10 protein-coding genes are annotated in these 15,749 nt (G+C 43.4%); 1 reads left to right on the top strand and 9 read right to left on the bottom strand.

Annotated features, from left to right (window positions below; all coding sequences use genetic code 11):
- Positions 1-135: 135 nt before the first annotated feature.
- Positions 136-1,092: a hypothetical protein gene (locus tag V7K45_RS01075; protein ID WP_334999562.1), complete on the bottom strand. Its 957-nt coding sequence runs from the start codon at positions 1,090-1,092 to the stop codon at positions 136-138.
- Between the two features lie 534 nt (positions 1,093-1,626).
- On the opposite strand from V7K45_RS01075, the gene V7K45_RS01070 reads away from it, so the two are divergent.
- Complete coding sequence (locus V7K45_RS01070; RefSeq protein ID WP_334999560.1) at positions 1,627-3,732, top strand: M3 family metallopeptidase; 2,106 nt, start codon at positions 1,627-1,629, stop codon at positions 3,730-3,732.
- A 231-nt stretch (positions 3,733-3,963) separates the two neighbouring features.
- Here the strand turns inward: V7K45_RS01070 and V7K45_RS01065 are convergent, their stop codons facing one another.
- The 8 genes from V7K45_RS01065 to V7K45_RS01030 all read right to left on the bottom strand — a co-directional run.
- The gene (locus V7K45_RS01065) at positions 3,964-4,767 is read right to left on the bottom strand and encodes a DUF928 domain-containing protein (protein ID WP_334999558.1); all 804 of its coding nucleotides are present in this window, start codon (positions 4,765-4,767) and stop codon (positions 3,964-3,966) included.
- An 80-nt stretch (positions 4,768-4,847) separates the two neighbouring features.
- Positions 4,848-7,262 (bottom strand): CHASE2 domain-containing protein, encoded by a 2,415-nt coding sequence (locus V7K45_RS01060; protein WP_334999556.1) that lies wholly within the window; start codon positions 7,260-7,262, stop codon positions 4,848-4,850.
- Positions 7,263-7,441: 179 nt separating this feature from the next.
- Positions 7,442-8,410 carry a DUF1822 family protein gene (locus V7K45_RS01055; RefSeq protein WP_334999554.1) on the bottom strand — a complete coding sequence of 323 codons (969 nt, stop codon included), beginning with the start codon at positions 8,408-8,410 and terminating at the stop codon, positions 7,442-7,444.
- 270 nt (positions 8,411-8,680) lie between these two features.
- The gene (locus V7K45_RS01050) at positions 8,681-11,404 is read right to left on the bottom strand and encodes a CHAT domain-containing protein (RefSeq protein WP_442941941.1); all 2,724 of its coding nucleotides are present in this window, start codon (positions 11,402-11,404) and stop codon (positions 8,681-8,683) included.
- Positions 11,405-11,702: 298 nt separating this feature from the next.
- Positions 11,703-12,353, bottom strand: a complete 651-nt coding sequence (locus V7K45_RS01045; RefSeq protein ID WP_334999550.1) for a sigma-70 family RNA polymerase sigma factor — start codon at positions 12,351-12,353, stop codon at positions 11,703-11,705.
- A 108-nt stretch (positions 12,354-12,461) separates the two neighbouring features.
- Positions 12,462-13,835, bottom strand: a complete 1,374-nt coding sequence (locus tag V7K45_RS01040) for a DUF2330 domain-containing protein (RefSeq protein WP_334999548.1) — start codon at positions 13,833-13,835, stop codon at positions 12,462-12,464.
- Positions 13,836-13,894: 59 nt separating this feature from the next.
- The gene (locus V7K45_RS01035) at positions 13,895-14,770 is read right to left on the bottom strand and encodes an RnfABCDGE type electron transport complex subunit D (protein WP_334999546.1); all 876 of its coding nucleotides are present in this window, start codon (positions 14,768-14,770) and stop codon (positions 13,895-13,897) included.
- 229 nt (positions 14,771-14,999) lie between these two features.
- The coding region (locus tag V7K45_RS01030) for a M10 family metallopeptidase C-terminal domain-containing protein (RefSeq protein ID WP_334999544.1) at positions 15,000-15,749 on the bottom strand (750 nt) is incomplete at its 5' end.

Genomic DNA, 15,749 nt, shown 5'->3' with positions numbered 1-15,749 from the left:
CAATTGAGGGTTGAAATTTAAACGCATAGGCGCTTTTCTACGAGATGCTACGCGAACGCCTTCCCGCAGGATAGGGGCGCAGAGGTAAATGCAAAGGTACGCAAAGAATTCGCTAAGAATTAATGAAATGTTGTACTAAGATTTACTTTTATCAGCTTCTTTCTGCGCTGCCTCACTATATTTCTTATATAGTTGAGTACGAATCTTAGCTTCTTGATAACGGCTGTGGGTTTGTGGTACCGTATTCATTAAATCTGAAGCCCGTTGCCACTTAGCAGCGATCTCTAACCACTGAGTTGAGGTTGTAGCTGTTTTACCAGATGCAGAAGCTTGGTTAGCAATTCGCACAGATATTTGAAATGGATCGTCAGATGGCTCAGAAAAGCTATTGTTAGGAGAGCGAGATGGTGTTTGGGCTTTGCTATCGTTAGTATTTTCTGTAGTTAGAGATTTGGAAGTTTCGGGTTGTATTAGGTTTTTCAGTTTATTACCTAGTTGGGCATAAACAATCCAACTAAGCAACAACAGCGAGCATAAACCAGCTGCTGCCAATATCTTTGTTTTAGGTTTATTTTTGTATTTTTCTTTGTTAATGAGTACTAAAGGACGAGAGACTTGAGTTTTAGGATAATTTGGTTTTCCTAGTTCAGCTTGAGCTTCTGTAAAATCTTTCATTAATTGCTTTACAATATTTGGCTGAATTAATGTAATTTCCTGTGACCAAAGCAATTGATTTTCGCGATCGCTATCTATTTCTTTTAACCACAGCAATTGTTGTTCTCGAACAATCCGACTGTTGATCTTGACACGGCGAATGTGACGCGGGGCGATAGACTCAAGAATTTGCTGGATTTGTTCTACCAGGGGAGATTGCTCAAGTTGCTCTACTTTAGCTGCCTCACACAGAATTTGTAAGACACCATCAGAAAAAATGGCTCTAGTTCTGACACAAGACTGGGCTAGCTTTTCGTTCAATAGCTGAATAATCGCCGCAACGCTGCCTTGGTGAGCTTGCCAAGCTATATCGTTTATTCGGTCTACCACCTGAAATTTAGTGATAGCTCTTCCACCCTGACTGATTAACGTATTCATTAATTTAGGGACTCTTTTCTACTGACCTTGATCTTGTCTTCGATTTTACGAGTAAAAAGATGAGTTGCCAAATAATATCATAAATATGGAAATCTGGAGCCTTCCTTTTCGGTTTGCTAAGGACGCTCGCTGACGCTCAGTTAATTTGTACGCTTCTGAGCCTTGAAAACGTGCAATTCTCGGGCTGAAACTCTGCTTTTCAGGTAACGCCCATGCTGACGGAGGAGTTACCTGTTTGACATAATACACGATCGCGTCTTTTTGCGTAGGCGTAGCCCGCCATAGGCATCGCCTTTAGTCAGAGTGAGCTAGGTGAATACACTCTGTTCCCGATCCAAAGTGCCTATGATATGCGATCGCAAGGTTCATAAACTAAACAAAATAGTCGTATCGGGATACTTTTGTGAGGAATTATCGTTTTTTTTACCTTTTTGCCACAATAGCAATACTAAATAGCACAGCGATCGTTACATTAGAAGATATATAAATAAAAATCAACAATGATTTTTTTTCGTTCGCAGTTCACACAAAATCATGAGCGCAAGTACCATTATTTCCGATAATCCCTTACTCCAAGGCACTGGTTTACCTCCCTTTACAGAGATTAAACCAGAACGAGTTGTACCAGCCTTCAATCAGTTGCTAGCAGAACTTGACCAGCAACTTGCCACCTTAGAGGCTAATGTAAAGCCGACTTGGAGTGGTTTAGTAGAACCTTTAGAAAAGCTGACAGAACGGCTTACCTGGAGTTGGGGGGCGGTAAATCATTTAATGGGTGTTAAAAATAGCCCGGAACTGCGCGAAGCTCATGAAATCGTACAGCCACTAGTTGTACAATTTATCAACAAACTCGGTCAAAGCCAACCCATCTATAATGCTTTTAAGGCACTCCGTAGCAGTGATAGTTGGGCAACTTTAGAATTAGCCCAACAGCGCATTGTGGAAGCCGCCATTCGAGATGCAGAACTTTCTGGTGTTGGCTTAAAAGGAGAGGCAAGAGACCGTTTCAACGCCATTCAGATGGAGTTGGCAGAACTTTCTACTAAATTCTCTAACCATGTACTTGATGCCACGAAAGCCTTTAGCTTAACCCTGACAACAAAAGCGGAAATTGACGGTTTACCACCAAGTTTGGTAAGTTTAGCCGCTCAAGCTGCACGAGCAGTTGGAGAAGAGAATGCCACACCAGAAAATGGCCCTTGGCGCATTACTTTAGACTTCCCCAGTTACGGCCCTTTCATGCAGCACAGCACCCGTCGAGATTTGCGCGAACAGCTCTACAAAGCTCATATCACTCGTGCTTCTAGTGGCGATTTAGATAATAACCCGTTAATTGTGCGTATTTTGGAGTTACGGCAAGAACTTGCAGATATACTTGGCTTTAAGAGTTTTGCCGAGTTGAGCCTTGCAAGTAAAATGGCTCCTAATGTTGAGGCAGTCGAAGCGCTATTAGAAGAACTACGCCAGGCCAGTTATGATGCTGCTGTCAAAGACTTAAAAGAACTCCAAGCTTTTGCTGCATCACATGGAGAAGAATATCAGGATTTAAAACATTGGGACATCAGCTTTTGGGCAGAACGCCAACGAGAAGCAAAATTTGCCTTTACCGCTGAAGAATTACGTCCCTATTTTCCCCTTCCCCAAGTGCTAGATGGCTTGTTTGGACTTGTTAAGCGGCTGTTTGGCGTTACAGTAACCCCTGCCGATGGTCAAGCCCCAGTATGGCATGAAGATGTCCGTTATTTCCAAATAGCCGATGAAACTGGTTCTCCCATCGCTTACTTCTACTTAGACCCCTATAGCCGTCCAGCAGAAAAACGCGGTGGTGCTTGGATGGATGTATGCATCAATCGTGCCAAAACTGAAAATGGTGCAACTGCCATCCGTTTGCCTGTGGCTTATTTGATATGTAACCAAACTCCCCCAGTAGATGGCAAGCCGAGTTTGATGACTTTCTATGAAGTAGAGACTTTGTTCCACGAGTTTGGTCATGGATTGCACCACATGCTCACCAAGGTTGACTATGCGGGAGCCGCAGGTATCAATAATGTGGAATGGGATGCAGTGGAACTACCCAGTCAGTTTATGGAAAACTGGTGTTATGAGCGACCCACTTTGTTTGGTATGGCTAAACATTACGAAACTGGAGAAGCCCTACCAGAGCATTATTATCAAAAGCTGCTAGCGGCGCGTAATTATATGAGTGGTACTGGTATGTTAAGGCAAATTCACCTTAGCAGTATTGATTTGGAACTACACTACCGCTATCGTTCTGGCAGCAATGAAACTCCAGCAGATGTGCGTCATCGCATAGCTAAGACTACTACTGTTTTACCACCACTTCCAGAAGATTCAATGTTGTGTTCTTTTGGGCACATTTTTGAGGGTGGTTATGCAGCAGGCTACTACAGTTATAAATGGGCTGAAGTACTTAGTGCAGACGCTTTTGCTGCTTTTGAAGAAGCTGGGCTAGAAAATGAAGAAGCTATAAAAGCTACAGGTCGGCGTTATCGGGATACGGTGCTAGCACTTGGTGGTAGCAAGCATCCAATGGAGGTGTTTAAAACTTTCCGGGGTCGCGAACCAAGTACGATCGCTTTGCTCAGGCACAATGGTTTAGTAAGTGCTGCTACAAACTAAATAACATATCTGTGGAGATGTTGTATTGCAACGTCTCTACATTAAATATTAGACTTCTTGCAAAAGTGGGGGAAAAGGGGAAGGTGGGGCCCCCTCTGGGGATAAGGGGCGGGGGTAAAGGGTAAATAAACTCAAAATCCTTTCCCTTTAACCTTTTGCCTTTTCCCCAAGAATGCAAAAATACATTTTTGCAAGAGGTCTATTGGCTTAACTAAACATTATTTTCCTCGTTTAAGGTGTTCCTGGAAGAATGGGTTCTCCGGCAACATCATCTAAGCGGATGCTGCCTAACAAATTTCGCCACTCTGCTTTCAGGGCTGCATCTTGAGGATTTTTTTGACGCAGTTCAGCCAACGTCGTCAGTGCCTCGTACCATATCCCATTTTGAGCATAGATAGCATAACGCTTTATAGGTTCTGCCGTTTCTATTTCTTTGACTGTTGGTTGGCTCAGGTTAACTCGTTTTATTACCCCTTCAACAAAACTTGGGGGAGCATTCTTTTCCTTGTCACAGTTAATAGTGAAAAACCAACGGTATTGTGTGTCTACTGCTAAACCGGGTGCATTGCTAGGCAAAGAAATGCGGATGACTCCTGGCTTATCTGATAAAGCGATCGCTTTTTTGTATACCTCGTTAGCGTCCCCATCTTGCAGCACAAATTCAACTGTATATGGCGAATCTTTGGTATATGGCACATAGAAAAACCAACTTGGATGTTCTACTGTTGTTTGTCCCCAGACATTAATTACAGAGTTAGCTTCCTGAGTAAAGGGGACTAAAGCAGTCAGGTCAGGTTTAGTAAGTGGACATCCCTCCGGCCCGGTGCGCTTCGCTCCACCACGAACGCGACCTCCAGGAGGAGAGCCAGGTGGAATTGGAGGTTGATTAAAGGTTTTAGCTTGAGCAAGGATCGTTTTAGTATCAGAGCGATTAGGGATTGGTTTCGCCAGTCCTGGAGTCAGACTAACTGATAAATTTGTACAGCTAAAAGCTACTACCAAAAACAGTTTTATCGGTTGTGAATTTGAATTCATAAAAACCCTCATAGGATTTTAGATTTTAGATTTTAGATTTTAGATTGGGCACAAGAGGCAGAGTGGCAGAGGGGAAAAACTTACTGCAACTTCTCCCCTGCTCCCCTGCTCCCCTGGTTACTGAGCGTAGTCGAAGTATGCTCCCCTGCTCTCCATTCCCCATTCCCCGTCCGCACTTTTGTTTTTGAATGATTATAAATTGACATCAAAATCCCCATAGCTACCAACGATAAAGCCGATGGTACGAAAGGCACCCAAGCACCCGAAATGAACAGACCAAAGCAAAGTACATACAAAACGCTAGAAGCAACACCGATTGCCAACGCCAACCAGGGTAAAGAAAGCCTGCGCCAAGCCAAGACTCCCCCAATCAAAGACCAGCCCCAAATCCAGGCGACCTCCGCCCACCATAACCAAGCCAGTAGCAACGGTCGCCCATCTTGGACTGCACCAAGGATCTGGCTGACCATGTGAGCTTGTACCAGTACTCCTGGCATTTGCTCATCTAAAGGAATGCCATAAGGTGTAGGCCAGGTGTCTGGAGAATCCCCCTTTGCAGTCACACCAATCAAAACAATCCGGTTTTTGATGGCATTGGGGTTAATTGGACTAGATAAAAATTGCGTTAGCTTTACCTGTTCGGCTATTTCTTTTGAAGAACGATAGTTGAGTAAGATTTGACCGCCATTAGCATCAATATTTTGATAGCCACCAGTACGAGACTTCAGATTTGGAAAAATAGTCTTACCCAACTGCAAATTTCCTTCAGAGGTGAACTTTGTTTGAATTCCTAAAGGGCGCAGATAAAGGGATGCTAGTTGTAAACTGAAGGAATATGGAGCAGAACACAATGATGTCGTCTCCTGATTCATGAACAGAAGATGCCGACGAATAACTCCATCGCGATCGTGAATAAAGTCACTGAAGCCCAGATTTTCTGGGGGTATTTCTGGTGGCGGCTTAATACCTTTGATATTTCCAGTGCGATCGCTTCCCTTGCATACGCCAACCAAGTTCTGAGTTTGCTGGAGACGAGTAATTAAATCTGGCTCTTTGGCCTTAAAATCACGGTAGACATCCAATCCGATCGCGCGGGGTTGGTATTGATTCAGTTTTGCTAAGAGTTTATTCAGAGATTTTTCGGAAATAGAAGCTCCGATCAAGGACTCGCCATTTTGTCTTTGAATTGCTAAATCCTCATCGTCAATTGTAATAATCAAAAGTCGGGGATCGAGTCCTTCGGCAGGGCGCGATCGCATCATTAGGTCATAGGCTTGAATCTCTGGATTTTCTAGCAATCCCACCAATCTCACGCCAAAAACCAAAGCTGTAACTGCCAAGCTGGATAATACAATTCTCTTAAATTTGCGTCTGTTAGACAAAGGCAAATTTGCTGGCTTTTCATCTTCAGATTTTGTAGACCTTAATTCATCCCAAGTCGGTGGTATCTGCGCCGGATTTTGGCAAATTACTGGTAGCCAAGTCGCACAAGGAAATCTATCTTCAAGTCCTTGCAAGCGTTCCCGCGCTTGGCGTACCGCTTGATATAAAGACTCGCCACCGGCAAAGCCTTGGAGAAAATACTTTAAAAACTCCTTCGCAACTTGGTCTGGGACGGGTTCGCGCATGACAATTATTTGAGGAATTTGCAAATCAGCCAATTCTCGCGCCAACCCCAATCCATCACAGGAGTTGAATATAGCTAATTGCAAACCGTTTTCAATGGCTTTTTTGAGAGCGTACTTTAACTCGCCAATGGTAAGACTATCAGTTCTATTCAGGTAAATTCGTCCGCTTTCTCCATTTTTGTTACTAGAACTGTGGCCGGCAAAGAAGAGAATATCCCAGTTTTTTCCCCAGAGATGGTCAGTCAAGTCCTTACGCTGTGGTTCTACCAAAAAGCTCACCTCTGCGTTACTACACTGTTGCAGTAAAGCTCGATCGGCTTGGGTGTCAATCCCTTTACTATTGCCGACAATTGCCAAAATATTGACTAATTTATTGAGAGTGCGTGGCTTTTGAATGCGATCGTAGGATGGTGAAGAAAGGGCAATTTCAGCTTTGGGATAGCGTTCTAACAAGTCCCATAGATGCCAAGGTAATAGCTGCAATTGGCTATTTTCTGTTTGCAGAATCACCCGTACTTCATCGCTGGACGACAATCTTTCTAACCATTTTTCCCTCAACGGGCGAAACTCCTCTGCTCGCAGCCAGGTATTAAAGCGTGCGCGCAAAATATGAGAAGCGTTTTCGCAGTCTTGCACCATCGATACATTCGTCACCTGCATTTTGTCAGCATGGAGGCGAAAACGATTGCCTATCTGCCGATAACTAGACTGCCAATGACTATAATAGAGCGGCATTTCCGGGAATGAAGGGAGCCTCCCGGTGATTTCGGTTGTAGCACGCTCGTGTTCTTCACCAATTTGGAGGGTGACAGCAAACCCCTGCTCAAAACTACCCTCTCCAAATTTGATCGCTACTAATTTACCCATAACCGTCGCTATTTCCCCATGCAAGTGCCCTGTTCTAATGTCCGATCGCAAGCTTCATAAGTTTCTACAGATTTTTTTCAAAATCCCCAAAAACTAGCTTGGATTTTTAATTTTTAATTTTCAATTAATGAATTATCATTTAATAAATTACCGACAAAGAAGGAAAATAGCTACATATTTCAAATTCGGAAATATTCGGTAATACTGGTATTATCCAAAGCGACCCTAACACTAAATTGCTCTGTAGGTTCACCACGAAACTGCAACTGAATGTAGTTGTCTGATTTTCTAGATTGAGCGTCAAGAAATATTGCTCCTGAACTATCTATAACAGTGAGATGAACTCCTGGTGGCAAGTAAATTTGATTTCCAGTGGCGTGCAATTGGAGATGAATACTAGTTTGTCGATCTTTTTCGGGGCTGATTTCCACAATCAACATCACAGGTTGGTTGTGGATTTGGATACCTAAATCAATCACTTTTGCCCGTTTAGTAATTGATTCTGATTCTTTGAGGGTATCTAATTCCAAAGTTTCAATACTGCGAAAGGCATAAGTTGGCCTGAGTTCTGGCACGTTCCACAGCGATTCAATAGTCTCCCAACCAGTCTCAAATATACCAGCAAACCATTGACTTAAATTCACTAATGAATTAAGTGGGGATTGACGCAGTTCCCAGATGTGGTCAATAAATGCTTCCAATGGTTGCAGTTGCGCTAAAGGAACTGTTTCAGTTGCTACAGTAGGGACAAAACCAAGCAGCCTTGCTTCTTCGAGCGATTCATCAAATTGAACTATTAAATAACCCACCCGTTCTTCCCAAGTTTCTGGAGGAACAAAACATAGCTGCTGATGCTCCCGGACAGGGCGACACTCCAGACGGCCAATTGAAGGCAGTTCTAAATCAGCGACATCCCCACAAAGGCGCACAATTGGGTTCCAACTGTCACTAGCTTGAAGATCGGTAGGAATATCCATCATCTGCAAGTAGTCATTCACCACCCATACAGCTAAAGTATTCAGCCGGACTTGCTCTGCTTTTTCAAGATTTGGTTGCTGGTTAGCAAATTGCTGGGCAGTTATGCGAGCTGTTTGGGAAATCGGCAATGTTAAAGCGAAATCATCTAGCTGATAGGTGGAGTTATTCATAAGTCAATTTCTAGGGTTCAATGCTGCTATGTATATATCACCCGCATTCAATAAATTTATGCCACAAAACTGAATACTGGAAAAAGAGAATTGGGGACTGGGGATTAGGTAAAAATATCCCATACGATTAAAAGATTGTATATTGAAATCATCTGAGAGATAGATATTTTGAGTATTTATACCTCGATAAAATAGCTTAAAGCGGCTTTTAGCGGCTTATCAACGAGCAGATAGATTGCTAAATTTTGAGCGGACAATTTGAGCGATCAATTACAACCAATTACCAATCAATACATAAGCAGACCAAAAGCTTGGCGCTCTGTAGTTGGGATGTTTTAACAGTTGTAGTTGGGCACGATGGACTGCTTCGGCTTTGGTGATTTTGCCACTCTTGAGTTCTCGATAGAAGGCACTAACAAACATCGCTGTTGATTCATCATCAATTTGCCACAGGGAAGCGATGGTACTACGTGCCCCAGCTCGGACAGCTGCTCCTGCTAGACCGAGTGCTGCACGGCTGTCTCCTGTTGCTGTCTGGCAAGCACTCAAAACCAACAATTCTACTACGGTTTTACTCTGGCTGTGGAAGAGAGTATCAAAATCTTTGACATTGATCTGACCATCGAAATCTAAAATAAAAGTGTCTTCGAGGCGGGAACTAAACTGACCGTGGGTTGCCAAATGCACTATGTTGAATGAAGCAGCATCAATTTCGCTTTCCAAATTCTTTTTCTTAAAATCTCCATCCAATAGGCTGGTTGTCGAAACTCCTGCTTTGGCAATACCGTCAAATTCAGATTTGATCGCCAGCAATGGTGCAAACTTGGGAAATCCTGGCGGTGGCATAGTCAGTCCTGCGGTTAGCGCTCTGAGCTGCTGTTTCACCAGCGGTTTTGGATCGAGGAGTTGTAGACCGACACTCAGGGCGATCGCATATTTCTCTACTAAATATTGTTTACCATCGTAGAGAGCTGCCATTGGTAAATTGCGTAATGGCCCATCTAGGACGAACACTAACGTATCGACGCCACTTTGTTGTAATTGTGACTCAATGGGTTTAAGCAGCCAGCTATAAACTTCTTGCGATTGGGTTTGGACGATCTTAGTAGCAGTTGGATCGACAAGATTTCTTCGCAGTTTTATTAAGAGTTGCTCTACTTCTCTTTGGGAAATCTTGGTACTGTAGCTTTCCAAAGGTTGTTGAGGAATTTTGACAATTACCTGAAGTTCGTCACGAAGAATAATTGGATAAAGAATGGCAGCCTTGGAATTATCTTTGTCTACTACTCGATCCAGGGCTACTTTCTGACCTTGCAGACAAGCTTCCTGAAAGAAGTCGTCTAATTCTGCTAGTTGAAGTGCTTCAATCCGCTCGCGTGCTTTATCCAATATTTCTTCATTTGGTTTTCCTTTTTGAGATTGCAGCAGTAACTCTACTGACTGGCGGTAGACGGGTTCTACACTGTCCCGAAAATCAAATTGCACATCCTGGTTCACTACATCTTTATTGACTACTAAATCTTTGCGGAGAGACTCAAGAGTATCTACAGCAGCATCATAAGCGGCGATCGCACCATTAATATCTTTTTGGGCCCAAAGCAATCTACCTAACTGCCACTCCAAGGCATAGGTAATTTCTGGTGCATTGCTACTCTGTGCCAAAGCTAATCCTTGCCGGGTCAGGTCTTGCGCTTCTGACCACTGTTTGGTTTCTTCATACAAGCCGCCTAAACTCTTTAGAGCATAAGCCTCTGCTCGCTTGTCTCCTAAAGTGCGGGATTGCTGGATGGCACTAGCGAGTAATTTTGCTGAGTCTTTTGTACTTAATCCTGAGTAAAAACTATGTCTGGATGCTTGCAATACACCACTCTTGACTTTTGCTAAACTTTGTGAAAAGTTAACGCGAGCGTAAATACTCGCACGGCTGAGGGGAAGTTGCTTGAGGTGAGACTCAATCGACGGCAAAAGAGTTTGAACCTTTGCCCATTCTTTATCTTTAATCAGTAGTCCCAGGTGATTGAGTTGTGCTTGAACTTTTGTCAGGGGTGAGGGAGATACTGCGACTGTTTTTTGATAATAAGCGATCGCCTGTTCCTTTTGGTTTTGTTTACGGGCATTATTCCCCAAACTGAACAGACTAGCCCCAATATCAGCGCTTGATTTGAGATTTTGAGCAATTATCAGGCTTTCTTCTAGGGCTTCGCGTGACTTTTTCAAATCGCCCAATACCAAAAGGGCATCACCGAGCGATCGCAAACTCACTGTCTTTTCTAGAGAATCTGGTTGAGATTTTAACGTCTGACTTATTCGATCGAGGGTTTTGATCGCTCGCGGGTAAAATCCTTGAGTGCGCCACGCTTGTGCTTGATTGATTAGCGATCGCACCACGCCACTTTGATTATCTGCTTGCTTGTAAATTTCTTCTGTCTGCTGCCAAGTTGCCAAAGCCGCCTCGGACTTGCCCATTGCCAATTGCAGACGACCTTGAATATCTAGTGATTGGGCAAATATTTGCAGATTTTGGTTTTTATCCGGTTCTTGGAGTAAATTTAAGCTTTCTGTAATTGCCTGCTGCGCCTGACTCCATGCACCGAGTTGCTGGTAAGCTAGGGAAAGATTACCTAATGTGGCTGCTAGTGCAAGGCTTTCCCCTTGCTGCTTATATATTTGGACAGCCTGTTGTAAAACTTCTACAGCTTTGGCAAAGTTGCCATTACTGTATAAAACTTTGCCCTGCTGTAAGAGTGAGGCGGCATCAGTGGGCACAGCCAGCGATATTGTACTATTTATTGGCAGTTGGGATAAAGAATTGATTGAGCCAGGAACTTTGGCTAGCACTGGTGAACCGACAATGCATAGCAAAGCGATCAGGAAGTACAAAGGCAAACGTAAACAGCGAGTTAGGAGGGTGAGCCAGCGCGTCCTTGCCGTTTCTCGACTCCTGCTTTTAAACTTTAGAGAATTCGCGCCAAAAATCCTAGTTGTTTTAGTCATAAGCATGACGAGAGGTAGGTGAGAACCAGAAACACATAGGATGAACTATTAGGCTAACAGGCTAATGTTACCATCCCCATTCCTCATCAATCTTTGAGCTTCCACAATTTTCTTATTTATGGCGATCGCAGTGAAACTTGATTAGCAAAGTAAATCAACTACATGGGTAGGGGCACAACATATTGTGCCCCTACGATTATCTGTACTTCATCATGCAATTTGTTGTAGTTAAAAAGCGATCGCTAACCTTAACCAAAAACCCACCGAAATAGTGATGACTAAACGCTAACAGCACCGCTTATAATAATCCCTCCAATTCTGCAAACTTACGCAAACGCGGTAAACATTGGCGTTGATAAAAACTGCTTAATGTCGGAATTGATAACCCAAATTCTTCAGATAAATCTTTCCAGCTAACTTCTGGGGGTAAGCGTTTGAGAATTAGCACCTGACTATTCACATCTGGACGCCCTTTAATGTAAGTACCGCGCAGTTCGCCATCCGAATCTGTCTTCGCCCATATCTCTAACTCTTCCAAAATTGGAGGTGCTTGGGGAGTAGCCTGTAGGTTATCTACAGGATCGATAGTTTCACTTGTTCCACCGGATGTAGACTGACGAATTCTTAGAGGAACTGTTGTGGCTTGTTCTCGGTTCTGCTTAAGGTAAAAGTCTTGTAGTCTCCGTTTTAGGTAAGCATTCAGCCAGGTGATCACACTGCCATAATTTGGATCGTAAATTTGACCTGTCAAACCTTCACAAACATTGCGACAGAAATACAACCAAGTTTGTTGTAGTGCGTCTTGATAGTAGGGAGTAGTTTCCCTCCAGAGTCTATTTGCTGTCAAGCGAATAATTTGCGTGAGCAGCTTTTGACGCTGAGGGCTTCCAGGTTGGTGTCCACAGGCTTCTGTAACTAAGCGGCGTAGCTGTTCATCGAATTGAACCATGACAATCTTGGCGAAGAAAGCAAGAATATCTTAGTATTGCGTATAACAACACCCGAAAGAATTACCTTTCGTCAAGATACTGGATCTTTTTGAAAATTACTCTCTTTACTATAATCCCAGCCAGGATAGGATATTTTCCCACCAAGAATATCTCAGATTACCTACACTCAATTTCATTTTGTTGCGAATATCTTGGATTTTCCAGTTGGTTAGTTTCGCTAGAGTTTGCGCCTCTTGTTCAAAACGTTTGGGTAAAGACTGCTTATATTGTCTGCCAGCCTGACATTTGAGTTCTCCTTGGAAGGGATGTTGCAAAACATAGCGTCCTTGAAAAGATTCACTGTTGGCAGTTTGTTGAAATATCAAGTCTTCAGGGAATTTGTCGCGGGTATAACGAACATGCAATCGAGAGATGAAGACGTTACTTCTAGGAGAGGGACGACGAAAACTGGGGGGTACTGGCACATTACTTGTAGAATTATCATCTAGCCAAAATACACCTGCTTGCTTGAGTTCTTCTGGAGTCAGGGGTTCAGCAGAACAAGGATCGCAACTACCCATATCCCAAGCGTATTCTAAAAAACCAACTTTCCTGTCTTCTTTGGTATAGACAGTTTGAAACATGGATTTGTAGAATTCACCAAATTCATCTTTGACAAACAAGGGAATATTTGCATCGGATGGGATTTTCACCGTTCGGTAGTTAGTGATTTCTGCTTGTCCTTCGGGCGAGAGGATGTAGACAAGCAAATCTTGCTCTGTCTTAGCATTGATCATACCCAAACGAATTGGCAGCATGAATTTAGGTGATTGATAGGAAATTTGTAACGGACGGAGAAACTGATAGCCAGATTGCTCGAATTTATCCAAATTGACTTTAGCAACAAAGAATTTCATTGAGGAGCGAATATAAGGCTGAAGTAACTGTTTCGCACCTCTGGGGATTTTGTAGCCATTGCGTTTAAGCCAAGTTTCCAGTCCACCAGATTCTTTTGCACTGAGGATCAAAATGTCGTATTCGCCAACGTTAAAACGTGCTTCAACCGTCACACCCAAACTAGTATCGCCCCTTGCACCTCCCGCTTCACTTCTCGCTGCTGCTGGCGCTGGTGCTGCTGATAATTCTCTATCGTAAACTGGGGCACAAGGATCTGGGTCGAAATATTCAACCAATCGCGGCGCACTAAAAGCATCTAGCCGCTCGATAATCTTGGGTTCAGTGACGCGAACTTGCTCTTTTTGCAATACCGTTGGCACTGGTACTACCATTGCAAAATCTTTGACTTCGCCTTGAAAATCGTTTGCCATTGTCATGATAGTGCGATCGCCATCCCGCGCGATCGCCACCTGAGAAGCTTTGTTATACAATTTTGTATCAGCTTTGGCTACATAAAATCCACAAAATGCCCAAGCTGCGGGGGCAAAGCACAAAACAGCTACAATTGCTAACAATAATGGTGTTAAAAGTCGAAAAAATTTCATTATTTTATACCTCTACTTTTTTAGTGCTAGAGACGCGATGAATCGAGTCTGTACAAGAGTTAGGAGTGCTGAGTAAGCAGTTCTTCTCCTGCTTCCTCATCTTTTTGTTGCCAAGTAAACCTTGGGGCTAACCAGAAAACATCTAGCAAGATGCTCAACGGTGCAAGGGCAAATAGCGCCCAGAAAACTGCTGTGGAAACAAAGAAATAATTTCGCAAGATAAAAGTTAATCCAGCGATGCAAACTGCCCAAACTACACGCCCAATTCGGGAATTGGGAATCGATCGCGGATCGGTAATCATAAATAGGGCGAACAGCAGCAAAGATCCGCTCATCAATCGATGCCAATAAACATCCCAAGTCCAACCCAGCCAGAAATTGCGAATGGCTTCTAGCAAAGAGTAGGAACCCAAAAAAGCTGCTGTGGTGTCCCAGCGACCAATGCGCTGCAAAATCATGCCGCCAGTACCGAGAAATAATAGCCCATACCACCACTCTTCACCCCATTGTCCCGGTGAAACCCAAGCATCAGGGGTGAGAATCAAGGCAGATATAATGCCAAAATTGGCGGGATTGAAGAAATGCTTATCGCCGACTTGGAAGATAAATTTGCTGGCGATCGCAATTGCTGCGGCTATTGCCATTGTCGTCCAATGGTCAGCCCGCAACAGTAAACTCAGTCCCAGTGAGGTAATTAAAGCACTGCGAAGATTTAGGCTTTGTCCTACCCTGCGGGAAGCCGCTAGGGCGTCTATGTCATTTGCTAATGACCAATGACCAATGACTAATGACAATATCAATTGAGTTGCTAGACTTGTGGCGATCGCTACCCCAATCAATTCTGGTCGCAGCGTCCAATCTCGTGTACCGATTCCCAAGACTAGAAATAAGCCGAGAAATAGAATTTGATAATCTCGTATATCTTTGAGCAACATTACCCTTTTATTCAGGGATTCCCCGTAGATTTCTCATCAATTTAGACGAGTACTAGGTAAAATAGCATTGCTGTTACAGATTTTGTTACAAAATAAAGCATTGACATACCAAAGCGATCGCTCTGATGTTTGTTAAAGATAACCAAAAAAGGTAGAGATGCGATCGCATCCTTACCTTTTTCAAGTTAATTGACCGAAGGATAAATGATATGGAATAAAAGGAAAAGATTTATACCAGCACAACGTCTAAATTAACTGAGAAGCCAGAAGGCTTGTTCTCAATAGTGGCGAATTGATACCCTGCGAAGAATAAGTTACCATCAGTGCTGTTGTAGCTGAACTGGTTGTTAGAGCTAGCACCAAATGCAGACTTGGAAATCTGGATTTTGTCACCCTCTTTCCACTGGAAGTCTTTGATGATATCGATACCTTCGAATTTGCTATTGAAGACAAACTTATCTGCGCCAGCACCACCATAGAGTACATCAGCGCCATAACCACCAACAAGAGTGTCACTACCTGCTCCACCGTTAAGAACATTATTGGCGCTACTACCAACAATCGTATCGTTGCCAGCTGTACCAATTAGATTCTCAATGCTGACTAATTTATCTGTGAGAGTAGAATTCCCTGGAAACTTGACTACACCAGTGGAGAGATTGGCATCAATTGGACCAGAGAAGAAAGCGTAAGATGTGGTATCAGTTCCAGCACCACCATCAATGGTGTCAAAGCCAAAGCCACCATCGATGAAGTCATTACCTGCTCCACCATTGAGAACATTATTGGCATCATTACCAACAATCGTATCGTTGCCAGCTGTACCAATTAGATTCTCAATGCTGACTAATTTATCTGTGAGAGTAGAATTCCCTGGAAACTTAACTACACCAGTGGAGAGATTGGCATCAATTGGACCAGAGAAGAAAGCGTAAGATGTGGTATCAGTTCCAGCACCACCATCAATGGTGTCAAAGCC

This window comes from Nostoc sp., from assembly GCF_036917375.1.
Taxonomy (GTDB): domain Bacteria; phylum Cyanobacteriota; class Cyanobacteriia; order Cyanobacteriales; family Nostocaceae; genus Nostoc.
The sequence above is the reverse complement of the archived record's forward strand: the minus strand, read 5'-3'. Positions and strand labels throughout refer to the sequence as shown.

Bases quoted from the DNA above. Each gene is read 5' to 3' on its own strand.
- V7K45_RS01070 (WP_334999560.1), top strand. From the start codon at position 1,627: ATGAGCGCAAGTACCATTATTTCCGATAATCCCTTACTCCAAGGCACT.
- V7K45_RS01075 (WP_334999562.1), bottom strand. From the start codon at position 1,092: ATGAATACGTTAATCAGTCAGGGTGGAAGAGCTATCACTAAATTTCAG.
- V7K45_RS01060 (WP_334999556.1), bottom strand. From the start codon at position 7,262: ATGGGTAAATTAGTAGCGATCAAATTTGGAGAGGGTAGTTTTGAGCAG.
- V7K45_RS01050 (WP_442941941.1), bottom strand. From the start codon at position 11,404: ATGACTAAAACAACTAGGATTTTTGGCGCGAATTCTCTAAAGTTTAAA.
- V7K45_RS01045 (WP_334999550.1), bottom strand. From the start codon at position 12,353: ATGGTTCAATTCGATGAACAGCTACGCCGCTTAGTTACAGAAGCCTGT.
- V7K45_RS01040 (WP_334999548.1), bottom strand. From the start codon at position 13,835: ATGAAATTTTTTCGACTTTTAACACCATTATTGTTAGCAATTGTAGCT.
- V7K45_RS01055 (WP_334999554.1), bottom strand. From the start codon at position 8,410: ATGAATAACTCCACCTATCAGCTAGATGATTTCGCTTTAACATTGCCG.
- V7K45_RS01035 (WP_334999546.1), bottom strand. From the start codon at position 14,770: ATGTTGCTCAAAGATATACGAGATTATCAAATTCTATTTCTCGGCTTA.
- V7K45_RS01065 (WP_334999558.1), bottom strand. From the start codon at position 4,767: ATGAATTCAAATTCACAACCGATAAAACTGTTTTTGGTAGTAGCTTTT.